Genomic DNA, 23896 nt, shown 5'->3' with positions numbered 1-23896 from the left:
TTTACATACTGTACATTCTCGAAATCGTTTCGGATTCATCTATCGTACATAGTTTAAAAAGAGGGTCATGAAATATTTAGCATTAGTTACAGGATTACTTCTTTTCAGCTGTCAAACGCAGGGCAATGAAAAGGAAACTAAGAGTCCAATATCACGAGAGGCAGATTATCAAAAATTGGATACTGCCACTTTTGCAGGAGGATGCTTTTGGTGTGTTGAAGCTTCATTTGAGCAAATCAAGGGAGTTGTAGAGGCTGTTTCCGGCTATTCTGGTGGGAAGGAATCAACGGCTGATTATCGATTGGTAAGCTCAGGAAGAACAGGTCACGCGGAAGCAGTGCAGGTGTATTATGATCCTTCGGTGATTGACTATGAGACTTTGCTGGAAATTTTCTTTACCGCACATGATCCAACACAGCTAAACCGACAAGGTCCGGATGTAGGGCCACAGTATCGATCCGAAATTTTTTATCACAATGAGAAACAAAAAAGCTTAGCGGAAGCAAAAATGGAAGAATTAGCATCGGAGTTTTCTGACCCTATTGTTACCAAACTGAGCAAATTGGAGGCTTTCTATTTAGCAGAAGAGTACCATCAGGATTACGAAGAAAAGCATCCAAACAACGGATATATTGTGAATGTATCTCGCCCCAAAATTGAAAAAGTAGCTAAAAAATTTAAAGACCGATTGAAAAATAAGTAGAGTTGCTTATGCCGGATCTGTTCCGGTATTATCCTTTTCAGCGAAAAAATTTTCAATCGCATCCACAGCGCATTTCTTGCGTTCACCTTCTATTCCTGATACAATGGCAAAAGGGTGCTTATTACGCTCCAGATACTGCCTGTAAATATCAAAGAAGTGTTCTCTCATTTTCGGGTGTTCTCGTTGAGGATCAGGAATCCATGGAATGTCAATATTTGATAGCAGATAAAAATCATACCTTCTCTTTTTTAATTGCTCTTCAATCCAGGGGTCAGTTTCGCCATATTTATGATCACTCCAAATCTTGATCACAATAAGATTGGTGTCGCAGATCAGGTAGTTATTGGCATATGTTGTTTTTTCATTTTCCCAGGATAGCTGGCCTTCTGCAATTGATTTCAAGTCATGCTGCTCGTACTCTCGATCAAGACGATCAATATAAAAGCGAGCATACTCAGGCACCCATTCAGTGTCATAATGCCTGGCGAGGTGCTGGCAGAGTTCACTTTTACCAGTGGATTCAGGCCCGATGATGGCTATTTTTTGTATCATTTATTCAAAAAAAGGAAGCTTTCTCGTTCTGATTTTTTCTGGCTCAAAGATTATCATATGTCCTTCAACCAATAAATTCGAAATATTTTCAAGATTTGAAAGTAATAGATCTATTTGACGCGAAGGTTCAACTTCTATTCCTTTTCGGAACAATATGACTGAAGGTTTTTGCTGATCCCAATGCGCAAGGAGAAAGCCGAAATCAGTATCTGCTGAAATGATAATCCTATCTTCGTTGAAGGCTCTTTTAAAAATTTCTTCATCAGAGGCTTTTGCCATTTTAATGTCCCTTACGTGCAGGGCATCATGTCCTATTTTAGAAAGATATTCAGCTATTCTTGGAGATAGCGCATTATCTATAAGGAATTTCATTTAATGATTGATCGCAATTTCTTTTTGCCGAATGGATTGAGCTGCAAAATCAATTGATTCAGCAATATCCTCCTTTTCCAAATCAGGATAGGCATTTAATATTTCATCTATGGTCATCTGATTTAGCATAGATAAAACAGTAGCTACAGGTATTCTAAGGCCTCTTATACATGGCTCCCCGCTCATTTGATTTGGATCTATAGTTATTCTATTTAGTGGCATCTTTTAAAGTTAATCAATTCAATCTTCACTCATCAACAATTTTCGTTTCCAGGACACCCAGCCCAGCACCGCGATATAGGTGAACACCATAAACTGGAAACTGGTAAATGGCAATCCCTTATAAATGTAAAGTGGAATGGCAATCAGATCACAGGCAATCCAAAACAGCCAATGTTCTATTTTTTTCAATGCCATGAGATACATGCCGGTTACAGCAAGCCCGGTTGTCATTGCATCCAGGATGGGCACATCACTATCAGTGAATTTTATAAGTAATAAGTAGATGATTCCAAATGCTGCCAGAAATGTTGAAATGTTGAGGACATGCCCCCAGCCGGAGCTTCTGCTTATGGGTATTTGGCTTCTTCCAATTTCCTTAGTGTTTTTCCAATTCCACCAACCATACACACTCATGACAAAATAATAGACATTGATGCCGGTCTCAGCGTAAAGCCCGTACTCGTAGGTCAGATACACGAATATCAAGACGCTGATTATTCCGAATGGATAAACTAAAATGCTTTCTTGCTTGCTAAACCAAACGCTCAATATACCGCATATTACAGCGATAAACTCCAACCAGGTGGTCTCAAGTAATTGGTCGTAAAAAGAACTCCATATCTCCATAGTATTGAAATTGAAAGTGCTGTTTGTTATTGAAATGGTCGATCAATAAAAATAAGCTATGCTTACCTTGTTGTAAAAATATGTCTTGTCATAGTACTTATTCTATGGAACCAACATAATTTTGCACGGCAAATAATCATAACAGTTCAGTATTATTTGCCATGACGACAAACGAAAAATTCCTCTTTGAAGCACTCACCTATGATGATGTGCTTCTTCTCCCCGGTTATTCTGAAGTACTTCCACGTGACACTGACACCTCTGCTCAGATCACACGAAATATCCGATTAAATATTCCTTTGGTTTCTGCAGCGATGGATACAGTTACAGAGGCAAAACTTGCCATTGCCATGGCATTGGAAGGAGGAATTGGCATCATTCATAAGAATATGACCATCGACCAGCAGGCGATTCAGGTTCGAAAAGTAAAGCGATCTCAAAGTGGCATGATCCTAGACCCAATCACGCTGCATGTAGATGCAACGGTAAGTGATGCGGAAGCCATCATGAAGGAAAATAAGATTGGAGGAATTCCAGTCGTAGATAAAGATGATAAGCTAATCGGAATTGTAACTAACAGAGATTTACGATTTGAAAAGAAGCCAAAAAAACCGGTAAAGGACATCATGACGAAAGATAATCTGATCACAGCCACTGCTGAGGTTGGACTGAATGAAGCAGAGGCAATTCTTCAGGAACATAAAATTGAAAAGCTTCCGATTGTTGATAAGAATGGCAAACTGACCGGACTGATTACTTACAAAGACATTCTAAAAAATAAGGATCGCCCAAATGCATGTAAAGATGAATACGGTCGATTAAGAGTTGGTGCTGCAGTGGGTGTGACTCCTGATATTGAAGACCGGATCGCCGCTTTGGTGAAAGCGGGCGTAGACCTGGTTTCCATTGATACAGCGCATGGTCACTCCAAAGGAGTAATCGATATGGCCAAAAGAATCAAGAAGGCTTTCCCTGATCTAGAGACAATTGTTGGAAATATTGCTACTCCTGAGGCAGCTAAGGCCCTTGTAGAGGCTGGAGCTGACGCTGTAAAAGTAGGGGTAGGACCAGGGAGTATCTGCACCACCCGAGTCATTGCCGGTGTTGGTGTACCGCAGCTTTCAGCCGTTTACGAATCATCACAGGCAATTAAAGGGTCCGGTGTTCCTATTGTAGCTGATGGGGGTATTCGATTCTCAGGAGATGTGGTCAAAGCGATTGCCGGAGGAGGAAACACCGTAATGATTGGATCATTGCTGGCTGGAACTGAAGAGGCTCCAGGAGAGGTGATCCTTTACGAAGGAAGAAAATTCAAATCTTACCGTGGTATGGGTTCTGTAGAAGCGATGGAAGAGGGCTCTAAAGACCGCTATTTTCAGGATGCTGAAGATGACATCAAAAAGCTAGTTCCGGAAGGAATTGTTGGCCGAGTACCATTCAAAGGTTCTGTTCAAGAAGTTCTTTACCAGATGGTAGGCGGGCTCAAGGCTGGTATGGGATACTGCGGAGCAGGAAGCATTGAAGCCTTACAGGAAGCGAAATTTGTGAAAATTTCAGGAGCAGGCGTAGCAGAAAGTCACCCTCACGATATTCATATTACAAGAGAGGCGCCTAATTATAGTAGGAAGTGATGTCGCTCAAGCCGCTGGGCTTTTACTTTTTTCATTGTCAAAAAAGTAATCGCAGCGGCGAACCGCCAAAAAGACTAGTCAAAATCAATCCAGCCTTCGCGCTTTGCCGTCACGAGATTTTGACATTCGCCGTTGTGCCGCGATGAACTCGGCCTCTAAATCATGAGCGTAAAAAAAATTGATTTATGAAATACTGTCTGCAAAATCACTGTTTGATCCGCCAGCTGGCGGAGAGTTTGATTTTGCGTGTATGATCAAAATCAATTTTTAGCGAAGGATTTATAGCCTTGATTTTTTGATTCTTTTTTATCAAGAAAAAAGAAAAGAATTTAGAAAGTGAGTTTAGTATCCCTGTCTTCTTAAAGCTTCATCAACTCCGTGGAGTAGGAGCTTTAACTGAATTAAGTATCTCTTTTGTTTGGAACTTTCTTTGTTTGAAAAAGGCATTGGGCCTTTTAAACGGACAATCATTGCAATGATTTGTTCCACAATATTTAATTCGTAATCATCGCTGTTGTAAGTGGCTAATTTGTTAGCACAATCGCGAATCATTGTATCATTATATCCAAGGCCGATCTCTCGAATTATTACTACTTGGTTTATAAGCCTCGAGTGGTCAATGTCTTTCGACCTAAGTAGACGATCACATTGCTCTATTGCATTCTGAACGTACCAACGGAAATCTTTTGGACTCATGACTCATTTCAACTTCGCCACCTCAGTCTCCCCACCCTTCGTCAAATCACCAATTTTGACTTTGATATCTGCGTCAAGAGGGAGGAATAAGTCTACACGGCTTCCAAAACGTATGAAGCCCACATGGGTGCCTTGTTCAACAGCATCACCTACCTTTGGATAGAAAGCGATTCGTCTAGCTACAGCACCTGCAATTTGACGCATAAGAATAGTTACTCCATTTTCTGCTTTGAAAGCTACAGATGTTCGCTCATTTTCTGTGCTGGATTTTGGGTGCCAGGCTACTAAGAATTTGCCCGGATGGTATTTGAAGAAATCTACTACACCTTTGATTGGGCTTCTGTTCACATGCACATTAAGCGGTGACATAAAGATTGAAACCTGAATTCGATCCTCTTTGTGGTATTCGCCTTCATATGTTTTTTCTATCACCACAACTTTTCCCTCAGCTGGTGCATACACCACACCATCTTTTTGAGGAGTCTCTACATTTGGAAACCTGAAGAAACGTACCACAAGAATCATGAAAATGATTGCAGCGGCTGCCAATATCATCTGTATGATGAATACTGGAATTAGCCAATATAGCAACGCATACAGACCACCTGTTAGCACTGCCATTAGCGGGATCATCTTAAAACCTTCCTTGTGTATCCTCATCGTTAAGTCAATTTTAGAATGTCATCTTGAACAAAGTGAAAGATCTATCTTCTAAAAAAGCAGATTCTTCGCTGCGCTCAGAATTGACACAAATTAAGGGGCCCTCCGTTCAACGACCTAGAAGCCGCCTCTGAACTTGTAAGTTTTAGCCACCTTATCGATCGCCACGATATAAGCTGCAATACGCATGCTTACATTGTATTCCTGTGATGTTTCATAAACCTTATCAAAAGCAGTTTTCATAATTCGATCAGATCGTCTGCTCACACGCTCTCTCGTCCAGCCATAACCGAGTCTGTTTTGTACCCACTCAAAGTAAGATACGGTAACACCTCCGGCGTTTGCCAAGATATCAGGTACAGCTAAAATGCCTTTTTCATTAAGGATCGCATCTGCTTTTGCAGAAGTTGGACCATTGGCCCCTTCCACAATCATTTTTGCTTTGATCTTATCTGCATTTTTCTGAGTAATTACATCCTCAATGGCTGCAGGAACCAATACATCCACTTCTAACAGAAGAAGTTCTTCAGGATCTATTTTTTCCGCACCTGAGAAGCCCTCTAAGCTCCCATTATTGGCATTGCGATATTCCATCGCTTTTTTGATGTTAATGCCCTCAGCATTGTGATATGCGCCTGAGAGGTCGCTTATAGCCACAATGTTTACTCCTCTTTCTTCTAAGAGTTGTGCAGCCCATGAACCCACATTTCCAAATCCTTGGATGGCACAAGTGGCTTTGAATGGATTGATTTTTTGTTTTTCCATGGCAGCCAGAGCAGAGATCATTACCCCACGTCCGGTAGCCTCTTCTCTTCCCAAAGACCCACCAAGTACAAGCGGCTTACCTGTTACTACCGAGTTAACAGTCATGCCTTGATTTCTGGAATATTGGTCCATCATCCACGCCATCTCTCTTGGCCCGGTACCCATGTCAGGTGCAGGAATGTCACGATCTTTTCCAAATACGTCGTGCATGGCCTGTGTAAATGCTCGAGTTAAACGCTCTACTTCGCCGGCTGACATTTGACGCGGGTTGCATTTAATTCCTCCTTTTGCTCCTCCATATGGGATATCTACCACGGCGCACTTCCATGTCATCCATGCAGCAAGTGCTTTTACCTCATCAATATTTACATCCATATCATACCTCACACCACCTTTAGATGGACCTAAAATGGTAGAGTGGATGACACGATACCCTTCAAATACTTTGATTGAGCCATCGTCCATGGTCACAGGAAGAGAGACGATTACCTGCTTAGCGGGTGTCTTCAATACATCGTAAACTTCCTGATCCAAACCAAGGTGCTCTGCAGCAATTTGAAATCGAGACATCATTGATTCAAATGGATTGTCTCTGTCCTTTATTGGCGCGGGTTCTATATATGCCATAGGAATTAAATAAAAATGGGGTTGTTGTTTATTTTCAGCGCAAAACTAACGGGATTTCTGCTTCTCTTTAGAATAATTTCAAGAAAACTACAACGAAAGGTACAGCGATCAAAAAACTATCAAAACGATCTAAAAACCCACCATGTCCGGGGATAATGGTGCCTGAGTCTTTTATCTGGATTGAGCGCTTGAAATGAGACTCCACCAGGTCACCATATGTACCTGCAATTACGACAATAATTGAGATACTAATCCACTCAATGGGATTCAATCCCTCAAAGTAGAAGCCAATAACAAGTGCAGTTAAAGAAGCAGTGATAGCTCCGCCGATGCTGCCTTCCCACGACTTATTTGGAGATATGCGTTCGAATAATTTCCTTCGGCCAAATAAAATCCCTGAAAAGTATGCGCCAACATCATTAGCCCAGGTTAGAAATAATAGCCCCATGATGATTTCATAGGAATATTCACCGCTGTAAAAAACCAAAATGTTTATTAAAGCGAAAGGCACTGCAACATAAAGAATGCCTAAATAGAATAGTGCAATATTTATGAATGGATGGACATCACTCTTTTTATAGAGTTTAATGAGGAACACAAAAGAAGCAAGTGGAAAGAGTGCCATGTAATACTTAGATGGAAGCAGGTCAGCTTCAATCAAAAATGTGAACACAAACAGCAGCCCTCCGATAGAAACTCCCAGAAGTCTGATTGGGACATAGCTTTGAAGCCGCATGAGTCTGTAAAACTCCCACATAGTCATACAGGATATGAAAAGAAACACAGCAAAAAATCCCCATTTATTCCAGAGCAATGAAAGAATAATAATCATTCCACCAATGATGGCAGAGAACAGGCGTGGGGCTAGATCCGGGTATTTACTCAAAACTTAATTTCCTCTTTAATAATTTTTAGTGCGCGAATTACATGATCGGGCGCCACAAATATTTCAAAATTTCCGAAACCATGCTGTGAAACTTGCTTATTGATTTTTACGGGTGCCATGCCTTTGTCCTCTAGCACAGCTTTCACAATTTCCACTCGATGTTCCTGATCGTCAGAATAGACTGTTTGCCAATCACGCATCATTAAATCTTTTATAAAAAGTTCGCATTAGGAGAAAAGTAATCACAGCAAATACCAACACTGCAGGCCATGGAGCTGCTTCTTCCATTTGTTCAGGACTAACCTCTACAATGTCTTTTTTCGTAAGATACAGAGCAATGAGCGCAAGACCATTATTAACCAGGTGTCCAATCATTGCAAGGCTCAATTTGCCACTCCAATGATACAAGTAGCCAAACACTACACCAAGCAGCATTCGAGGCATAACTCCGAAAAACTGCATATGAATAGCAGCAAAAAGAAATCCTGTGATCCATATTGCTATGTGATGATTAGCAAACGCCCGTGAAAACATGTTTTGAATGAGTCCTCTAAACAACAGCTCCTCACCAATTGCCGGGATAATGGCGACCACTAAAAATGCAACGATGAAATGAGAGGTCGAAGTGAAATCAGTGATGTGCTCTGTCAACACTTTGAGTTGTTCTTCAGATCTTTTAGCCCATTCTGCAAAATCAGAATTACCAAAATCAAGATTCATATTCCATTCCCCAACGGCGCTGTTGACAACCATAAAGCTTATGGATATTAATATCGTGAGGCCCGCGGAGGTTAGAGATACTTTAGGAAAAAACTCTGAAAACGGAACTCTCAATGCGATTGCAATGAAGATAGCAGGGACACCAAGGAAAAGAAAAGCGGATGCAATGCCCTGAACAGCAAGTAAAATTATGGGATCCATATGAAGGATCATGCTTGTGTCTACCTCTCCATCATTTCCCAAAATCATGAAAATAGAAATGTATGCAGAAAGCCCTAGTCCAAAGGCCCAGGCTCTGGCTCTGCGCTTATCTTCTGCATTATTTCTTAGAATGTCCTGCATATGGCTAACTTTGTTGCTAAAATAAGAGAATCATGGGTGATGCATTGAAATATTTGGTAGATGAGAGTGGCAATAGGCAAAGTGTGATTGTTCCCATCGAAAAATGGGACAAGCTGAATAAGGATAATAATCGCTTAAAGAACAAACTTAAAGTTTTAACTGGTATTGAGAGAGGGTTGAAAGAGAGTAAATCAGATAGCAATGCCTTTAAAAGTTTAGACCAATTTATTGATGAGAATAAGCGTTGAAATCACTCGAAATTTTGAGAGTGATGCTAAGCCTTTCTTTAAGAAGTACAGAAAATTTGGAGAGGATCTTAAATCATTAAAACAGTCTCTTGAGTTAAATCCTGAGCAAGGAGTAGCTTTAGGTTACAACATCTACAAAGTTCGTCTTGCATTAACTGATAAAAATAAAGGAAAGAGTGGTGGTGCACGGGTTATTACACATGTGTTAATGGAAATCGACAAGAAGAGGGTTAGGTTAATTTCCATTTATGATAAATCAGAAATAGATGCAGTCCCTGTCAAGGAAATTAAAGAATTAGTAAAAAGAATCATTGGTTAAAATCAGCGACATAGAAATAGGAGAGTTCCCATTATTGCTGGCACCCATGGAGGATGTAAGCGATCCGCCATTTAGGGCTGTTTGTAAGCAGAATGGAGCAGACTTGATGTATACCGAATTTATCTCTTCGGAAGGATTGATTCGGCACGCTGAAAAAAGTGTGCAGAAATTAGATATCTACGATTACGAGCGCCCGATTGGCATTCAGATTTTTGGAGATAAAATAGAATCCATGCGCGAGGCAGCCTCTATTGCAGAGGAAGCCAATCCTGAAATCATCGACATCAACTATGGTTGTCCGGTTAAGAAAGTAGCTTGCAAAGGAGCCGGAGCAGGCATTCTACTTGATCTGCCTAAGATGCAGAAGATGACAGAGGAGATTGTAAAGCAGGTGAGCAAACCGGTTACAGTGAAAACCCGCCTGGGTTGGGATGACTCTACCATTAAGATTCAGGAGGTAGCACATAGACTTCAGGATGTGGGGATCAAAGCATTGAGTATTCATGGGCGAACCAGGAAGCAGATGTACAAAGGGGAAGCAAATTGGGAGCCCATAGCTGAAGTGAAAAATGATCCTGGCATACATATTCCAATTTTTGGAAATGGAGATATTGACTCACCAGAAAAAGCGCTGGAATACAAAAATAAATATGGTGTGGATGGGATCATGATTGGTCGTGCAGCAATTGGATACCCCTGGATTTTTAATGAGATCAAGCATTTCATGAAAACGGGCGAGAAACTTGATCCGCCTTCATTGGAAGAAAGAGTTAGAGTAGCCGTACAGCACCTTGATTTTTCTATGGAATGGAAAGGAGAGAAGCTGGGACTCTTTGAAATGAGACGTCACTACACCAATTACTTCAGAGGGATTAGGGACTTTAAACCTACTCGGACCACCCTTGTGGAGTCAGAATCCTACCAGGAAGTGAAGGAAACATTACTTCAAATACCTGAAATGTATGGTGATGCCGTTATCTTAGGTTGAGATTTGGGCTAAAACATGAAAGTTTATCGATCCAGGAAAAGCATCCTTCTAGGCGCTTTTATTTGGGGAGTATTATTGCTTCCTCTATTAATTGATGGGAATGGAATAATATTCTTATCATTCTATACCCTGATTCTCGGTTTTGTAGCCATTATCTGGTTTGGAATCGCTTATAAGATCAATGACAGCCTTTTATGGATTATGATAGGGCCACTTTGTGTATACAAAATCGCCATTGATGAAATCCAATCTGTAAATAGAAGCTATAATCCACTGAGTTCCCCGGCAGCTTCTCTTAGAAGAATGCTCGTAACATTTAAGGGAGGCGAAATTCTGATTTCACCAAAAAATGAAAAAAAGTTTGTCGCTCACTTGAAGGAGATAAATCCAACTATTTATTGTGGAATCAGTTGGGAGAAGGAAAATGAATCAATATTTACACGATTTGTTTATGCTATTTTGTAGCTCATTTATTGAATCATACTAAATGCAAAAGACACCACTCCTGGCCTGGGTGCTATTGTTCACACTGGCTTTTATTTGGGGCAGTTCGTTTATTCTTATTAAGAAAGGATTGGTTGGCCTTACACCCCAGGAGGTAGGCTCCCTTAGGATTGCTTCTGCTTCATTGTTTTTGCTCCCATCGGCCATCCGAAGAGTGAAATATGTTGACCGTAAACGGATTGCTTACCTTGTATTTTCAGGATTTCTTGGTAGTCTGATACCTGCATTTTTGTTTGCCATTGCACAGACTCGACTTGAAAGTGCGATTACCGGAGTTTTGAATGGGTTGGTACCCATTTTCACCATTCTGATAGCCCTATTTGTTTTTGGCCAAAAACAAACGAAAGCAGTGTATGCCGGAGTGATTATCGGTTTTATTGGAACAGCAATTTTGATAACGGCTGGTGAAGGCAATTCGCTGAATGGAATTAATGTGTTTGCATTGCTAGTCGTTCTTGCTACGCTTTGCTATGCTTCTAACCTAAACCTAATCAAGCAAAAGCTGAATGATCTGCATGCGGTAACGGTCACCAGTGTCTCTTTGATATTGGTGGGGCCAATTGCATTGATCTATTTGTTCGGATTCACTGATTTTTGGTCGAAGCTTTTAACTCAGGAAAGCACTGGGATGGCGACTTTTTACATCTGTTTATTGGGGGTGCTAGGAACAGCCATAGCATTGATTATTTTCAATAAAATCCTCCAGATGAAGAATGCATTGTTTGCGTCTTCCGTCACGTACATCATTCCAATTTTCGCTGTGATGTGGGGTGTATTGGATGGTGAGAAACTCTATGTAATGCATTTTATTGGTATGCTGGCGGTTGGTGTTGGTGTTTATATAGCCAATACGAATCGTGCCGCTCACAGAAATGCCGGCAAGACAAAATAGACCAACGCACTAATCAATATACTGGAGACTACATTGAGCCAAACCCCGGCTCTTACCATGTCATGCATCTTTAATTCTCCAGAGCTAAATACAATCGCGTTGGGACCGGTAGCTATTGGAAGCATAAATGCACATGAGGCAGCCATGGTTGCAGGGATCATTAAAAGGAATGGATGTACCCCTATTGCTTCAGCTAAGGATGCCAATACCGGAAGCATGATTGAGGCAGTAGCTACATTTGATGTTACCTCTGTCAAGAAATTGACTGAGAGAGCCACAATCAAAATAATCATAAAAAGTGGCAGCTCTGCTATTCCTGTTAATTGAAGCCCGAGCCACTCCGCAAGCAATGAGCTTTGAAAAGCAGCAGCAATTGACAGTCCACCACCAAATAGTATGATCACACCCCAGGGCAGCCGCTCAGCTTCTTCCCAGGTAAGTAATGGCTTTCCATTTTTTTGTTTGGAGGGCAATATGAACATTGTGAGGGCGGCAGCAATAGCAATTACAGTATCATTTATTCCTGGAATTAAGTCACTAAGTAGGAATGACCGGGTGATCCAGAGAATGGCGGTGATTAAAAAGACTATAGCAATGACTTTCTCCTCTTGCCCCATTTTTCCCAATGCCTTTTTCTCCTTTAGGATCATTTCCCTACCAATAGTGATGTCAAGTTTGTGAAGCGGGAATGCTAGTCGAGTAAGGACAATCCAGCAGAAAAATAACATTACCAGTGAGAAAGGGAGTGCGAAGGCTAACCAGGTAGCGAAGCTGAATTCCTGATCATACAATTGAGTGGCGATTGAAACAAAAATGGGATTTGTTGGGGTACCCACTAAAGTAGCGACACCACCGATGGACGCAGAAAAAGCAATTCCCAACAAAAGCGATTTGAAAAACATTACCCCGGATTTACCGGTCAATTCTTTCATTTCCGTAATTAGCGCTGTACCTATTGTGACCATCATTAAAGTGGTGGCTGTATTGGAAATCCACATAGATAATAGACCTGTGGCAAGCATAAAGCCCAGTACAATTAATCGGGCATTTGTACCGACAGCAGAAATTATTTCAATGGCTATTCTACGATGCAGATTCCATCGCTGCATGGCTATTGCAATGATAAAGCCACCAACGAACAGATAGAGCATTTTGTCACCATAAGCAGCTGTTGTCTGTGCAATTGGGGCGCCACCGGTGAGAGGAAGTAAAACAATGGGCAATAGCGCAGTAGCGGATATAGGTAGTGCTTCGGAGAGCCACCAGCTGGCAATCCAAAGTGTGCAGGCCAAAACCGAGTTGGCCTCAGTGTTTAAGCCATCAAATGGCTGCCCAAAGAAAACGACACAAAATAAAATGGGCCCGATTAAGAGCCCAATTCTTTTTCTGATCATAAGGTGAGATTAGATTGACTCTTCCTCTAATTTCTCAAAATCAAATTCATTTAAGAAATTTTTAGCTTGATCAAGGTTTTGGAAGTCGTACTCTTTGACTTCTCCCTTTGTGCCATGGATTTCAATTTTCACTACGGAAATTCTGGAATCATGTGCTAACGGATCGTCAATTAACTTTCCTGTAGTTCCATCTTTGATTTTATGAGCAAGCACAACGTTCTTACGTTTGATTCGATTACAATAAGAACATTTAAATTCTTTAAGAAGCTCTCCGTCCTCTGTTTCAGTTGCTTCTTTAATGACTTCCTCTTTTTGTAATCTGAGCGTTTGAAATCCACATCTATCGCATTCAAGCGCGCTGAGATGTCCTTTATACTTTTCGATTTTGGTGTAGCCTGTAGTCTCATCGATCCAAACATCATAGTCTACAGAAAATACATTTTCCTCAGCCTGCATTCCTTCATCCAAATAGGCATCTTCTTCATCTTCACTGAGCAACTTCATTTTTTTTCCGTTCTCAGGATTGATTCTAGGTGTGTACCTCAGCTTCTTCAGTTTCTTCTCCAGAATACTTGGGTAATAAAACTTTAGAATAAGCTGTGCGATATATCCATAAAGCACGCCAATACACATGGAAACAAACAGACGGATAAAGAACCACAGAGGATCCAGTTTCATTGTCTCATATTCCAGTGTATTGCAGAATAGGAAAAGCGCTACTGCAATGAGTATGTGCCCTGTGAGCAGTTTTTTAGACTCTTTTTCACTGGCCAGATCATACTTTTCTTTGTATGTCTTTTTTGAAGCAAATGAGAGTTTAAATATTAAGTAGTTGAGTATGCCGGCAGCAAGAACTACAAATACTAGGATGTAAACGATTTGTTGCCATTTGGCAAGGAAATCGAGGTAGAAATCATTATTCATACGGGTGACTTGTTTAGACAAAAATAAAACGATTTAAAAAATCGCCATACTTTCTTAAAAACAGTACGAAAAATTGCTTCCCTAATTGTTTACCGAATTAACTTTTTGTTTAGTGGTATCGGCTTGAAATACCTGCAAAAGTGAAGCATTTTGCTTGTAGGGATTGATAGAGTTGACCTCTTGTTTTTGGTTCACAGGAAGTAAAGACGCCCACCTAGAAAGCTCTTTTTGCGCTAAAGTTGATACTCTTTGCTCAGCTTCCATGAAGAAAGCGAAGGTGCCGAGTAGCAGCAGTAGTGTAATGAGTTTATTGAACTTGGGTTTTTTCATTAGTCTTAGTCCTTTTTTCTAAATGAGCGTCTGTCACTTCATGCTTGAAAACCTAACCTTGTCTTAAAGATGTGTGTGACTATGAAAAAGTTGCACAACACCTTAAAATTCACGAATTCGAGTGTTAATTGCTGTTAATTAATGTTATATGGTGCAATTCAACACCTGAATTGTACTGGAAGTACCTTAGAAAGTCAGGAAGGTTACAGGGGTTAAGTGATTATTTCCAGCTCATTGGATAACCCTCATCAACATACTCAAGCCCGTCCTCTGTAACGTAAATCGGCCCAAATGTATCGAGCATCACAGCAAGTTCTTCTGTTTCTTTAGCTCCAATACTGGCCTCTACAGTACCCGGGTGTGGTCCGTGAGGTAGTCCCCCTGGGTGTAAAGTGAATGACCCTCTGTCGATCCCTTTTCTACTCATGAAGTTTCCTTCAACATAGTACAATACTTCATCTGAATCGATGTTGGAATGATTGTAAGGAGCAGGAATAGCTTTTGGGTGATAATCAAATAGTCTGGGCACGAAGGAACAAATCACATAGCCATGTGCCTGGAATGTTTGGTGTACCGGAGGTGGCTGATGTATTCTACCAGTGATAGGCTCAAAATCGTGAATAGAGAGTGCATAAGGATATAAATAGCCATCCCAGCCAACCAAATCGAATGGCGAATGCTTGTAATGATAGTCATGAAGCATGTCTTCATGTTTGATTTTCACCAAGTAATCACCTTCTTCTTTTTCGGTAACTAATTCTGATGGCGGGCGAATATCACGTTCACAATATGGAGAATGCTCAAGCAACTGCCCCAACTCATTTCGATATCTTTTTACTGTCTCAACAGGATTAGTCGATTCGATGATCAAAAGCTTAAGCGGCCCTTCATCCCACTCTAATCGATAGATTGTGGTTCGGGGGATTACTACATAATCGCCTTGCTTGATTCGCAGTTTGCCAAACTGAGAGTATAGGTATCCATTGCCATCATGAATGAATATGACCTCATCTGCCTGACCATTCTTGTAGTAATAGTCCATTTTTCGTGAAGTAGGATGGCAAATAGCCATGCTAACATCTTTATTTTTTAGCAAGACCTTACGCGCTTCCAGAAAATCATCACCTGTGGTCTCTACTTTGGAAGTATTGAGGTGTGTTTGCTTTAACGAGTAATCAGAAGCAATCTGAGTATTCCAGGGACGAGATTCACCCACCTTCTCAACTCTTGTTGGAGGGTTGATGTGATACAGATTGGAGTAAATACCTGAGAATCCTCGTGAAGAAACAAGTTCCTCAGCATATAGACTTCCGTCTGGTTGCCTGAATTGGATGTGTCGCTTTGGTGGTATTTCGCCTAATCTGTGATAATATGTCATTGCTTTGCTATTTTATCTGCTTCGTCCATCATTCGGATGGCTTGTAGAAAAATTTCATCTTGTTCATTGAAAATAGGATAGAATCCATCATTATCCCAAATTCCACGAGCAATATAAGCTTTGGTTAGTTGTTTTAACAACTTTTTTGAACGATTGAATTCAGCTTCATTGAACTTTAGTTTGTTTTCTTCCGCAATCGACACTAAATCTTTGAGCATCGCATCAGATATTTGAAATTCTGACCGGAATTGATCCAAGCCCATTTCTTCAATTTTTGCCCGATTGTCCTGGGCGTATTTCAATGTGTATTCCTGAATGGAATTAGTGCTGAATAATTTATTCAAATATCGTGATGTGTAAGTGGTATCAAGCGGAACAAAGATGTCAGGGGTAATGCCACCGCCTCCATAAACAATCCTTCCTTTATCTGTTCTGAACTCAAGGGTGTCATTTACTTTGATGCTGTCTGATGAATAAACCTCGCCATTTTGAAAGCGTTCGTATGCTTCCATGTAATACTCGTCAAGGTTTCCACCTGTATATGTTTTCTGAATACTTCTGCCACTTGGGGTGTAATATCTGGATATTGTAAGGCGTAATTCTGATCCGTCATTCAAATCGATCGGCATTTGAACAAGTCCCTTACCAAAAGATCTTCTTCCAATAATTAATCCTCGATCATGATCCTGAATGGCGCCTGCGACAATTTCTGAAGCAGAAGCAGATCCCTCGTCGACCATAATAACCAAAGATCCTTCCTCAAAATCTCCCGGATCACCCGAATAATGCTCTTCTGAATATCTTTTTTCCTTGCCATCGGTGTATACGATCATTTGATTACCTCCAAGTAGCTCATCTGCGATCTGTACCGCACGATTTAAGTAACCACCAGGGTTTCCTGTCAGATCAATGATTAGTTTTTCCATTCCCTGATCCTTGAGTTCCAAAAGGGCTTCCTTGAACTCCAGGTAAGTAGAGTTGGCAAATCGGGCCACTTTGATGTAACCAATTTTATCATCCACCATATATGAAACGTCAACGGAGTATTGAGGAATGACATCTCTGACAATTGTATAATCGATCAGTTCGTCTTCTCCCTCTCGTTTGATAGTAACGGTTACCTCAGAGCCTCCGGGCCCTCTTAAAAGCTCTACCACTTTTTGATTAGTCATTCCTGTTCCTGCCACATTTTTTCCATCTACCTTCACAATTTTATCTCCTGCACGAATGCCGAGTTTCTCCGATGGACCACCACTTAGGGGAGTTACCACATGAATGGTGTCTCTGAAAATATTGAACTCAACACCAATCCCTTCATAGTTTCCTTCAAGCCTGGATTGCACCAATTCAAGATCTCTAGCTGGGATGTAAGATGTGTGCGGATCCAGATCTTCAAGCATGTTAGTAATGGCACTTTCCACAAGATCCTCGCTGTTTACCTCATCCACATAATCATTCTCAATGTGGGTCAGTACCTGCCTGAATTTGTTCAGACTTTGCATGAAATCAGAGGTTGGGGTAGTTGATGTACCCACCATGTTTGCACCAATAAATACACCGACACATAAGGTGATCGCGATGTATAGTGGAAGTGTAATGGCGCGTTTGGAATTCTTGTGTGTGCTCATAATGATCTTAAAATTCAAAAATAAAGCTTATTTAAAGGAAAGAACGCATTGAACGTCAAAGTGTTGACTTGATCAGGTTAAGAGGTTATTTTTGTATATGGTCTTCGAGAAAACTGTCAGTCAGGTTGTAGATGAAAATTATGTATATGCCCGGGCATTGCATTATCTCGGTATTGATTTTTTTGAAGAACCAAACAAGAAACTTAAAGAGATATGTGCTGACCGAGGCTTAGATCGAAAAACAGTCATCAAGAGCTTTTACGCTTTCGACTCCTCCAATCGCCTCAAATTTTCAGATTTAGAGCGTTATCCAATCGAATTACTGATCGAGTTCCTAAAGCATTCACATTATGTTTTTATCAAGGAAAAGCTTCCTTATATCGTTCACCTTGTGCGTAAATGGAATCGAGAGGAGGGATTGAAAAATATGCTCCCTGAGTTTGTTGAAGATTTCATCAAACACATTTACGAAGAAGAAGATACCACATTCAAATACATAGAGCTTCTCTGTAAGATCAAAAAGGGATCGTACGCATCATCATTTGATTTATTGATGGACTTCAAAAATTATTCGTTACAATCAGAATTTGAAGATCATCAGCATGAAGATGAATTCGGAGCAATCCGATCTCTGATGTCGACCATTAAACCAAAAGATTTACACGATCATGTGCTGATTCATGAGATCAAAGCTTTTGATCGTGAAATGATCTATCACGCAGAGATTGAAAACCACATTTTCTTCCCGAAGGCTATCGAATTGGAGACGACCATTTGGAAGAAAATTAAAATGCTCTCTCAGCTTAATTAATGCCGAGAATACTGGCAATAGATTATGGAGCCAAGCGCACCGGCCTGGCAGTAACTGATCCTTTAGGGATGATTGCATCCCCTCTGGACGTGATTCCAAGCCATACACTTGAAAATTTTCTAAAGGAGTACTTTATCAAAGAAGATGTAAGTCGTGTGATTATAGGTATGCCTAAAAACACGGATGGGCGTCCGACCAATGCAACGCCATTGGTTCAGGCATTTATTAACAGATTCAAAAAAGTTTTCCCTGAGAGGGAATTAATTTTGCATGACGAACGCTTTACTTCAAAGATGGCGATGGATGCCATGATAACAGGAGGGATGAAGAAGAAGGACAGAAGGAATAAGGGGAATGTTGACAAAGTAAGCGCCACAATAATTTTGCAATCATATTTAGAAAGTAGTTCATGATTTTTCCTATCGTTTTATACGGTGATCCGGTACTTAAGAAAAAAGCCAGTGAGGTAGAAGAAGGAGACGACACTGTCAAAGAATTTGTTGAGAGCATGTATGAAACCATGTATGCTGCTCAGGGAGTGGGCTTAGCAGCTCCGCAGGTTGGACAGTCACTTCGTGTGTTTGTAGTGGACACTAGTCCTATGGAGGATGATGAGGAGGAGGGTCTAAAGCAGGCTTTTATCAATCCGATCATGATTGAGGAGATGGGAGAAGAATGGGCGTTTGAAGAAGGGTGTTTAAGCATCCCTGGGGTTCGAGCGGATGTAAACAGAAAGCCTCAGATCAAGATTGAATATTTTGATGAAAACTGGGAGCTACACGAAGAAACCTTTGATGGAATGAAAGCACGAGTGATCCAGCACGAGTATGACCACATTGAAGGGAAACTGTTCACGGATTACCTTACTCCTTTCAAAAAACGATTGATTAAAGGGAAGCTGGCCAATATCAGCAAAGGCAAGACGGATGCAGAGTATCGGGTAAAGGTGCCGAGGTAATTTCAACTACCCCCAGCCCCTAAAGGGGTGACTTTATAATAGTGTCTTAAATTAAGTATGTGGGGGTGATCCCTATTGGGAGGAATATGTGGACATTCAATAATTGATTCAATTAAAATTTATGAAAGACCTGACCATTTCATTGATCCAAGCTGACCTCCATTGGGAGGAAATAGACGCGAACCTGGCGATGTTTGAGGAGCTGATTTGGTCCATTGATGAAACAGATCTAATTATTCTCCCTGAAATGTTTACTACGGGCTTTTCAATGAATGCGGATAAACTGGCTGAGCCGCCCGGAGGGAAGACATTCAGATGGATGAGACAGATGGCTACCCAGCGAAAAGCTGCTGTAACTGGAAGTGTTATCACCAAAGATCAAGGCAAGTTCTACAATCGCTTGTATTTTGTATATCCGGATGGATCTTCGAAACAATATGACAAAAAGCATTTATTTAACCTGGCTGCTGAGGGAGATACGTACACCGCAGGGTCAGAACGAATGATTCTGGAATACGAGGGATGGAAAATACATCCGATGATTTGTTATGATTTGCGATTTCCGGTGTGGGCACGTTCAAAGAAAACAAGTAAGCACACCTATGAGTATGACCTGCTAATTTATGTAGCCAACTGGCCGGATACACGTGTAAATGCCTGGGATACGCTACTCAAAGCTCGAGCGATTGAAAACCTTTCCTATTGCGTGGGAGTGAATCGCATAGGAACAGATGGGTTTCCCAAAAAATACAATGGTCATTCAGGAGTTTACTCAGCAAAGGGAGAGGAGCTTGCTTTTTCTGATAATAAAGAAGAAATCCTCACCGTCAATCTTTCAGCACAAGAATTAAAGACTTATAGAAAAGATTTCCCTTTTCAGGAAGACGCAGATGATTTTGAGCTTAGATAGCTATCTCAATCAATAATATGTAACCTCGCATTCACTGAATGCAATTTTGAAATCATCCACTTCGTCTTGCGATAATCTGGTGTTGTAGCAGATCAACTTTTCAAGTTTGGTCAATCCATAAATGCGTAAGAGCTTCCAAACCCTGGTGTTGCTCACATTCAGGTACTTTAAGTTTTTAAGTTCATCAATGCCCTTGAAGTTCTTGATACTCGTTCCGGAGCAATCCAGCCATTCGATGGATTTCATGTTTTCGATAGGTCGAATGTCATCCACAGCAGTATTCGATATGTTCAGCTGTTTCAAATTCTTCAGGCCTTTAATGCCCTCCAACATTTTGAGCGGTCCATTGGTGCACGTGATGGATGTCAGATCAGTATGTTGACTCAGTGGAGAGAGATCAGTAATTAAAGTCTGATTAAAGTCAACTTCTTTTAGATTGATAAATGGGCCAAGTGGCTCCAATGATTGTATTTGAGTATTCGAGACTGAAACCTGTTCCGATTCAATGAGTTGATGCAAATGAAAACTGTCGATTGTTTTGAGGTTGAAAGCTTCTTTCCATTCACCGGATAATCCGTCCCACCAGTTTTTTAGCTCATTTGATTTAAAGATGACTACCACTTCCGGATTAGCCTGGATCAAACTCCTTACGTCATTTTCTGAGATGTCGGTATTATCAACATTCAATAGTTTAAGGTTTTGAAGTGTTTTAAGCCCACTTAGTGACTTGAGGCTAGAGCCCTTAAGGGATAGCGATTGGAGGCCCGTAAGGTTGCTAATCGATTCGGCAGATGATATTGGAAGGCTGTCAGCTTTTAAGGCTTGAATGCGATCAAAAGTCGATAAGAAATTGAGGTTGTTGAAATAGTTTCCACTGACATTCAAATAAGTCACCCCGTTAAATATTTCCAGTGGGTTTGGATTTATAAATTCACCATTGGAAACATCCAGCGAATCAATATTGATCAATCGAATCAGGTCTTCTTTTCCGTCTGGTTCGAAACGTACATTGCTAAGTATTTTTTCTTTCCACTTTGGGGATAATGAAAGCCACCATTTTTCTATTTTATCACTGTTACTGATTACAATCGTTCCAGGCTTTTTACTCATGAATGTTGAGGCATCTTTTGAGCTAATCGTCGTATAGTCAGCAAGAATTTTCTTTAAAGGCGAGACATTTAGCAAAGGCTTTAGATCCTCGATTGCTGTATACTCTATGTTTAATTCCCGGAGCGATGGATGAGCATCCAATGCCTCCATAGTTGTAATTGATGTTTTTGAAAGATCAAGGGATTCGAGATTCCTCAATTCTGAAAAAACCGAAATGTCCTCAATAGCTGTACCAGCCAAGCTCAGGTCAGTGAGAGATTTAAGAGGCTGCAGAAAATCGATATTTGAAACATTGGAGTTAGTAAGGTCCAGCCGTTTTAAATCTGTGAGGACTTCCAGTGCTCTAAAATCGGCAGAATCAATATTTGCAAGCGCTAAAACTTCAAGTTTTTTTAATCGCTTGACATCAGAGATATCCGTAATTAACGTTCCTGAAGCCTGAAGCTCCCTTAATTCCTCGAAATACTGTAGTACAGAAAGGTCCGATATAGGTGTTTCGTTGATTAATAGATACCTCAATTCATTCGCATATCTAAGGGGTTTTAAATCGACTATCTGTGTGTTGCTAATGTTGAGGTAATTGAGGTTTTTCAGTGCGGCTAATGGTTCCGCGCTCACGATGTATGCATTTCCGGATATATTGAGGCTGTCAATTTCAGCCATTTGATTCAGAACTTGTGCCGAAATTGAATCATGGGGAATACGGTCCTTAAATATTTTGATCCACTCATAAGAAAGAGAAGACCACCACCTTCTCAGTTCTTTTTCACGACTCATTTTATTGGTGTAGACGCTGGCAATACGTAGGTCTGCTTCGTCTACATCCACGTTTATCTCAATGAATCGTTGATTATTAGACCGAAAGGGTTCACCTTCTATCGTAATTCCATCAATTACGTTCTCAAAAGAGACCAGATAGAAAGTGGATTCGTCACTTTTTGCTTTTTCCTCTATGACAATGTTTTCAAAGTCAAATGATATGTGTTCGAAAAAGAAATCGACATCTCTTAAGTAGGCGTCTACATTTTTATTGGTAATCACTCTACGATCAGGAATCAGGTCATCTTCAATTTGAACCAGATCGTTCTCAAAAATCTTTTGGTAACTCTCCGTAATAATTACTTCCTTGTCTCGTGTAGACGTTTTTTGGGATCCGACAGTGTTTAGCATGTACTCAAAAAACTGCACCAGGCTTCTCACCTCTTGTTCACGAGGACTTGTCTCGTCATCAGCTTCCTGGGCTGTGAGAGATGAAAAAGAGAGGAGTAAAAGAACAATGATAGAAAAACGCATTGCCCTACTTAATGTCATAGATGTAATTTTTGAGTGCATCACGATGCTGGTCGTTTTGAATAGGAACTACATTGTCGATGAGCCATCCGGAATTATAACCCATACGGTTGAAATTAGCCAATGAAAAATACCAATCATCAATGGTAAAAAAGTGGAATTTAACATCTCTTACCGTCTTGAAAGACAAGACTCCCTGGTTTAATTCATGAAGAAAAAGAGTCAACTGATCCGGCCTGAAATCCCTGGCGGTAAACTGCTCTGTGTGTTTTTCTTTAGCCAATGCTTTTCGTAAAGTCATGAAATCTAACTCATGACTCATAGGGTGTAGAAAGCGCTTGCTTTCCGAGGTGTCTTTTTTAAAATAATTCTGATAGTGGTCAAAGGAAATTTGATCAATGACCCATTCATATCCCTGACCTTGCTGCTGTAATTTCATAAAGAGTAAGCCGGATATTTCTTTTCCCTCTTTGCTGAAAACAGTCTGAACTTCGGCAAACCAATTGTTTGCATGAAAATCTAGATAGCGTGGTGACTGTTTGTTTGTAACATCCCTTACAAACACTTTGGCCTGATCTGCAATGTTTTCATTGTTGCGATCGAACAGGTTAGGTAAATAGTTCCTTCGCAATGAACTGGACCTATATGCTTTATCTGTCTGGTTCAGACGGTTACCTTTTCCGTCCTCTTCACCATTAAACCTCCTAAAAAACTGATTTATTTGTTTGTTGGAGGCATTGAACTGTAGTTCGTTTTCAGCCATGTCATCTGTAAGCCCGGTTTGGCTCACAGATGAATGAATGATTGATATATATATAATTAATCCGATCCAGTATTTCATGCAGTTGTTTCGGTTACTCGAATATCACCTAACATCACATCCCAAAACTCAATGATACGTCCTGCGATCTGCGTTTCTTTCTTCTTCACATAAATGGTGATATCCTTTTTTGTCGTGTCCTTGTATGTAAGGCCATCGTTTGAGCTTCCTTCAAATCGTTGGTAAACAGTAATCACACCTACATATGTGCCATCAGGCTGCTTTTCAAGATCACTTACGTAGTGAATGTCATACCATTTTATGGTCACCTTGTCATAATTAAGTGCGGAAAGTCTTTCGAAGTATTCACGAACTTTGTAGTATGTGATTTCTTCTCGATTCAGTGAAGAAACACCCATTTCACTACCTGGAGCAAATAACTCCTCAGCTCTGTCCATCACCCGGTTGGCTTCAGAAAACTGGGTTTCCTTATTTCCAATGATACTGATGTACTTGCTGAGGTCTTTTACTTTTTCAAGCGCAAGCGAATCAATTGCCTGCTTTCGCGCAGGATCTACATTGGTTTGTGAGTTGCCTATTGTTGCAATTCCAACAAAGAAGGCAAGCATGCTATATTTTAATAATTTCA

29 protein-coding genes are annotated in these 23896 nt (G+C 40.6%); 11 read left to right on the top strand and 18 right to left on the bottom strand.

The annotated features are described in order from the left end of the window. Window positions 1-67: 67 nt before the first annotated feature. The gene (gene msrA, locus ACQK2H_RS18975) at window positions 68-703 is read left to right on the top strand and encodes a peptide-methionine (S)-S-oxide reductase MsrA (RefSeq protein WP_425392959.1); all 636 of its coding nucleotides are present in this window, start codon (window positions 68-70) and stop codon (window positions 701-703) included. 6 nt (window positions 704-709) lie between these two features. Here msrA and ACQK2H_RS18970 read toward each other — a convergent pair whose 3' ends face one another. From ACQK2H_RS18970 to pnuC, 4 genes are read right to left on the bottom strand one after another with little or no spacing between them, the layout of a single operon-like run. Then, window positions 710-1255 (bottom strand): AAA family ATPase, encoded by a 546-nt coding sequence (locus tag ACQK2H_RS18970; RefSeq protein ID WP_425392958.1) that lies wholly within the window; start codon window positions 1253-1255, stop codon window positions 710-712. After that, complete coding sequence (locus ACQK2H_RS18965) at window positions 1256-1627, bottom strand: DUF5615 family PIN-like protein (protein WP_425392957.1); 372 nt, start codon at window positions 1625-1627, stop codon at window positions 1256-1258. Further along, on the bottom strand, window positions 1628-1849 hold the full coding sequence (locus ACQK2H_RS18960) for a DUF433 domain-containing protein (protein ID WP_425392956.1): 222 nt from the start codon (window positions 1847-1849) through the stop codon (window positions 1628-1630). 18 nt (window positions 1850-1867) lie between these two features. Further along, window positions 1868-2476 carry a nicotinamide riboside transporter PnuC gene (gene pnuC / locus ACQK2H_RS18955; RefSeq protein ID WP_425392955.1) on the bottom strand — a complete coding sequence of 203 codons (609 nt, stop codon included), beginning with the start codon at window positions 2474-2476 and terminating at the stop codon, window positions 1868-1870. Window positions 2477-2637: 161 nt separating this feature from the next. On the opposite strand from pnuC, the gene guaB reads away from it, so the two are divergent. Beyond that, on the top strand, window positions 2638-4107 hold the full coding sequence (guaB, locus tag ACQK2H_RS18950) for an IMP dehydrogenase (protein WP_425392954.1): 1470 nt from the start codon (window positions 2638-2640) through the stop codon (window positions 4105-4107). Window positions 4108-4449: 342 nt separating this feature from the next. Here guaB and ACQK2H_RS18945 read toward each other — a convergent pair whose 3' ends face one another. From ACQK2H_RS18945 to ACQK2H_RS18920, 6 genes are all read right to left on the bottom strand, one after another. Further along, window positions 4450-4803 (bottom strand): hypothetical protein, encoded by a 354-nt coding sequence (locus ACQK2H_RS18945; RefSeq protein ID WP_425392953.1) that lies wholly within the window; start codon window positions 4801-4803, stop codon window positions 4450-4452. Window positions 4804-4806: 3 nt separating this feature from the next. Continuing rightward, a complete protein-coding gene (locus ACQK2H_RS18940; protein ID WP_425392952.1) occupies window positions 4807-5463 on the bottom strand; it encodes a phosphatidylserine decarboxylase family protein in 657 nt (218 codons plus the stop codon). Between the two features lie 117 nt (window positions 5464-5580). Further along, on the bottom strand, window positions 5581-6855 hold the full coding sequence (locus tag ACQK2H_RS18935; RefSeq protein WP_425392951.1) for a Glu/Leu/Phe/Val family dehydrogenase: 1275 nt from the start codon (window positions 6853-6855) through the stop codon (window positions 5581-5583). Between the two features lie 67 nt (window positions 6856-6922). After that, window positions 6923-7741 (bottom strand): phosphatidate cytidylyltransferase, encoded by an 819-nt coding sequence (locus ACQK2H_RS18930; RefSeq protein ID WP_425392950.1) that lies wholly within the window; start codon window positions 7739-7741, stop codon window positions 6923-6925. Next, window positions 7738-7941: a hypothetical protein gene (locus ACQK2H_RS18925; RefSeq protein WP_425392949.1), complete on the bottom strand. Its 204-nt coding sequence runs from the start codon at window positions 7939-7941 to the stop codon at window positions 7738-7740. The genes ACQK2H_RS18930 and ACQK2H_RS18925 overlap by 4 nt, the downstream gene beginning before the upstream one ends. Further along, entirely contained in the window at window positions 7934-8803 is an 870-nt protein-coding gene (locus ACQK2H_RS18920; protein ID WP_425392948.1) for a CPBP family intramembrane glutamic endopeptidase, read from the bottom strand. The genes ACQK2H_RS18925 and ACQK2H_RS18920 overlap by 8 nt, the downstream gene beginning before the upstream one ends. A gap of 32 nt (window positions 8804-8835) precedes the next feature. Between ACQK2H_RS18920 and ACQK2H_RS18915 the strand changes: the two genes are divergently transcribed. Genes ACQK2H_RS18915 through ACQK2H_RS18895 form a run of 5 tightly spaced genes read left to right on the top strand, consistent with a single transcriptional unit; the run spans window position 8836 to window position 11754 of the window. Then, complete coding sequence (locus tag ACQK2H_RS18915) at window positions 8836-9051, top strand: hypothetical protein (RefSeq protein WP_425392947.1); 216 nt, start codon at window positions 8836-8838, stop codon at window positions 9049-9051. Then, window positions 9035-9370: a hypothetical protein gene (locus ACQK2H_RS18910; protein ID WP_425392946.1), complete on the top strand. Its 336-nt coding sequence runs from the start codon at window positions 9035-9037 to the stop codon at window positions 9368-9370. The genes ACQK2H_RS18915 and ACQK2H_RS18910 overlap by 17 nt, the downstream gene beginning before the upstream one ends. Beyond that, the gene (gene dusB, locus ACQK2H_RS18905) at window positions 9363-10358 is read left to right on the top strand and encodes a tRNA dihydrouridine synthase DusB (RefSeq protein ID WP_425392945.1); all 996 of its coding nucleotides are present in this window, start codon (window positions 9363-9365) and stop codon (window positions 10356-10358) included. The genes ACQK2H_RS18910 and dusB overlap by 8 nt, the downstream gene beginning before the upstream one ends. A gap of 15 nt (window positions 10359-10373) precedes the next feature. Further along, window positions 10374-10823, top strand: coding sequence for a PH domain-containing protein (locus ACQK2H_RS18900; protein WP_425392944.1), 450 nt, complete (start codon window positions 10374-10376; stop codon window positions 10821-10823). A 22-nt stretch (window positions 10824-10845) separates the two neighbouring features. Further along, a complete protein-coding gene (locus tag ACQK2H_RS18895) occupies window positions 10846-11754 on the top strand; it encodes a DMT family transporter (protein ID WP_425392943.1) in 909 nt (302 codons plus the stop codon). Here the strand turns inward: ACQK2H_RS18895 and ACQK2H_RS18890 are convergent. The 5 genes from ACQK2H_RS18890 to ACQK2H_RS18870 form a co-directional block, all read right to left on the bottom strand. Further along, window positions 11727-13148: an SLC13 family permease gene (locus ACQK2H_RS18890; protein ID WP_425392942.1), complete on the bottom strand. Its 1422-nt coding sequence runs from the start codon at window positions 13146-13148 to the stop codon at window positions 11727-11729. The genes ACQK2H_RS18895 and ACQK2H_RS18890 overlap by 28 nt on opposite strands. Before the next feature lie 9 nt (window positions 13149-13157). Continuing rightward, window positions 13158-14072, bottom strand: coding sequence for a hypothetical protein (locus ACQK2H_RS18885; RefSeq protein ID WP_425392941.1), 915 nt, complete (start codon window positions 14070-14072; stop codon window positions 13158-13160). 81 nt (window positions 14073-14153) lie between these two features. Next, complete coding sequence (locus ACQK2H_RS18880; protein WP_425392940.1) at window positions 14154-14402, bottom strand: hypothetical protein; 249 nt, start codon at window positions 14400-14402, stop codon at window positions 14154-14156. A gap of 220 nt (window positions 14403-14622) precedes the next feature. Continuing rightward, a complete protein-coding gene (locus ACQK2H_RS18875; protein WP_425392939.1) occupies window positions 14623-15780 on the bottom strand; it encodes a homogentisate 1,2-dioxygenase in 1158 nt (385 codons plus the stop codon). Then, a complete protein-coding gene (locus ACQK2H_RS18870; RefSeq protein WP_425392938.1) occupies window positions 15777-17408 on the bottom strand; it encodes a S41 family peptidase in 1632 nt (543 codons plus the stop codon). The genes ACQK2H_RS18875 and ACQK2H_RS18870 overlap by 4 nt, the downstream gene beginning before the upstream one ends. A gap of 97 nt (window positions 17409-17505) precedes the next feature. Between ACQK2H_RS18870 and ACQK2H_RS18865 the strand changes: the two genes are divergently transcribed. The 4 genes from ACQK2H_RS18865 (at window position 17506) to ACQK2H_RS18850 (ending at window position 20087) form a co-directional block, all read left to right on the top strand. Further along, window positions 17506-18219 carry a hypothetical protein gene (locus ACQK2H_RS18865; RefSeq protein ID WP_425392937.1) on the top strand — a complete coding sequence of 238 codons (714 nt, stop codon included), beginning with the start codon at window positions 17506-17508 and terminating at the stop codon, window positions 18217-18219. Beyond that, entirely contained in the window at window positions 18219-18632 is a 414-nt protein-coding gene (ruvX, locus tag ACQK2H_RS18860; RefSeq protein ID WP_425392936.1) for a Holliday junction resolvase RuvX, read from the top strand. Before ACQK2H_RS18865 ends, ruvX begins: the two co-directional genes overlap by 1 nt. Next, a complete protein-coding gene (gene def, locus ACQK2H_RS18855; protein WP_425392935.1) occupies window positions 18629-19177 on the top strand; it encodes a peptide deformylase in 549 nt (182 codons plus the stop codon). Before ruvX ends, def begins: the two co-directional genes overlap by 4 nt. Window positions 19178-19298: 121 nt before the next feature. After that, window positions 19299-20087, top strand: coding sequence for an amidohydrolase (locus tag ACQK2H_RS18850; RefSeq protein WP_425392934.1), 789 nt, complete (start codon window positions 19299-19301; stop codon window positions 20085-20087). Between the two features lie 9 nt (window positions 20088-20096). Here the strand turns inward: ACQK2H_RS18850 and ACQK2H_RS18845 are convergent, their stop codons facing one another. The 3 genes from ACQK2H_RS18845 to ACQK2H_RS18835 are packed head-to-tail and all read right to left on the bottom strand — an operon-like array spanning window position 20097 to window position 23876. Then, window positions 20097-22508: a leucine-rich repeat domain-containing protein gene (locus ACQK2H_RS18845; protein WP_425392933.1), complete on the bottom strand. Its 2412-nt coding sequence runs from the start codon at window positions 22506-22508 to the stop codon at window positions 20097-20099. Continuing rightward, the gene (locus ACQK2H_RS18840; RefSeq protein ID WP_425392932.1) at window positions 22495-23328 is read right to left on the bottom strand and encodes a hypothetical protein; all 834 of its coding nucleotides are present in this window, start codon (window positions 23326-23328) and stop codon (window positions 22495-22497) included. Before ACQK2H_RS18840 ends, ACQK2H_RS18845 begins: the two co-directional genes overlap by 14 nt. After that, complete coding sequence (locus ACQK2H_RS18835) at window positions 23325-23876, bottom strand: hypothetical protein (protein WP_425393148.1); 552 nt, start codon at window positions 23874-23876, stop codon at window positions 23325-23327. Before ACQK2H_RS18835 ends, ACQK2H_RS18840 begins: the two co-directional genes overlap by 4 nt. Window positions 23877-23896: the final 20 nt, after the last annotated feature.

The organism is Ekhidna sp. (assembly GCF_965228795.1).
Classification (GTDB): Bacteria; Bacteroidota; Bacteroidia; order Cytophagales; family Cyclobacteriaceae; genus Ekhidna.
Note: the sequence above shows the minus strand (reverse complement) of the source record. Positions and strands in the feature narration are given on the sequence as shown.

Coding starts and splice junctions, on each gene's coding strand:
- msrA (WP_425392959.1), top strand. CDS start 68: ATGAAATATTTAGCATTAGTTACAGGATTACTTCTTTTCAGCTGTCAA.
- ACQK2H_RS18970 (WP_425392958.1), bottom strand. CDS start 1,255: ATGATACAAAAAATAGCCATCATCGGGCCTGAATCCACTGGTAAAAGT.
- ACQK2H_RS18965 (WP_425392957.1), bottom strand. CDS start 1,627: ATGAAATTCCTTATAGATAATGCGCTATCTCCAAGAATAGCTGAATAT.
- ACQK2H_RS18960 (WP_425392956.1), bottom strand. CDS start 1,849: ATGCCACTAAATAGAATAACTATAGATCCAAATCAAATGAGCGGGGAG.
- pnuC (WP_425392955.1), bottom strand. CDS start 2,476: ATGGAGATATGGAGTTCTTTTTACGACCAATTACTTGAGACCACCTGG.
- guaB (WP_425392954.1), top strand. CDS start 2,638: ATGACGACAAACGAAAAATTCCTCTTTGAAGCACTCACCTATGATGAT.
- ACQK2H_RS18945 (WP_425392953.1), bottom strand. CDS start 4,803: ATGAGTCCAAAAGATTTCCGTTGGTACGTTCAGAATGCAATAGAGCAA.
- ACQK2H_RS18940 (WP_425392952.1), bottom strand. CDS start 5,463: ATGAGGATACACAAGGAAGGTTTTAAGATGATCCCGCTAATGGCAGTG.
- ACQK2H_RS18935 (WP_425392951.1), bottom strand. CDS start 6,855: ATGGCATATATAGAACCCGCGCCAATAAAGGACAGAGACAATCCATTT.
- ACQK2H_RS18925 (WP_425392949.1), bottom strand. CDS start 7,941: ATGCGTGATTGGCAAACAGTCTATTCTGACGATCAGGAACATCGAGTG.
- ACQK2H_RS18920 (WP_425392948.1), bottom strand. CDS start 8,803: ATGCAGGACATTCTAAGAAATAATGCAGAAGATAAGCGCAGAGCCAGA.
- ACQK2H_RS18915 (WP_425392947.1), top strand. CDS start 8,836: ATGGGTGATGCATTGAAATATTTGGTAGATGAGAGTGGCAATAGGCAA.
- ACQK2H_RS18910 (WP_425392946.1), top strand. CDS start 9,035: ATGAGAATAAGCGTTGAAATCACTCGAAATTTTGAGAGTGATGCTAAG.
- ACQK2H_RS18900 (WP_425392944.1), top strand. CDS start 10,374: ATGAAAGTTTATCGATCCAGGAAAAGCATCCTTCTAGGCGCTTTTATT.
- ACQK2H_RS18895 (WP_425392943.1), top strand. CDS start 10,846: ATGCAAAAGACACCACTCCTGGCCTGGGTGCTATTGTTCACACTGGCT.
- ACQK2H_RS18890 (WP_425392942.1), bottom strand. CDS start 13,148: ATGATCAGAAAAAGAATTGGGCTCTTAATCGGGCCCATTTTATTTTGT.
- ACQK2H_RS18885 (WP_425392941.1), bottom strand. CDS start 14,072: ATGAATAATGATTTCTACCTCGATTTCCTTGCCAAATGGCAACAAATC.
- ACQK2H_RS18880 (WP_425392940.1), bottom strand. CDS start 14,402: ATGAAAAAACCCAAGTTCAATAAACTCATTACACTACTGCTGCTACTC.
- ACQK2H_RS18875 (WP_425392939.1), bottom strand. CDS start 15,780: ATGACATATTATCACAGATTAGGCGAAATACCACCAAAGCGACACATC.
- ACQK2H_RS18870 (WP_425392938.1), bottom strand. CDS start 17,408: ATGAGCACACACAAGAATTCCAAACGCGCCATTACACTTCCACTATAC.
- ACQK2H_RS18865 (WP_425392937.1), top strand. CDS start 17,506: ATGGTCTTCGAGAAAACTGTCAGTCAGGTTGTAGATGAAAATTATGTA.
- ruvX (WP_425392936.1), top strand. CDS start 18,219: ATGCCGAGAATACTGGCAATAGATTATGGAGCCAAGCGCACCGGCCTG.
- def (WP_425392935.1), top strand. CDS start 18,629: ATGATTTTTCCTATCGTTTTATACGGTGATCCGGTACTTAAGAAAAAA.
- ACQK2H_RS18850 (WP_425392934.1), top strand. CDS start 19,299: ATGAAAGACCTGACCATTTCATTGATCCAAGCTGACCTCCATTGGGAG.
- ACQK2H_RS18845 (WP_425392933.1), bottom strand. CDS start 22,508: ATGACATTAAGTAGGGCAATGCGTTTTTCTATCATTGTTCTTTTACTC.
- ACQK2H_RS18840 (WP_425392932.1), bottom strand. CDS start 23,328: ATGAAATACTGGATCGGATTAATTATATATATATCAATCATTCATTCA.
- ACQK2H_RS18835 (WP_425393148.1), bottom strand. CDS start 23,876: ATGCTTGCCTTCTTTGTTGGAATTGCAACAATAGGCAACTCACAAACC.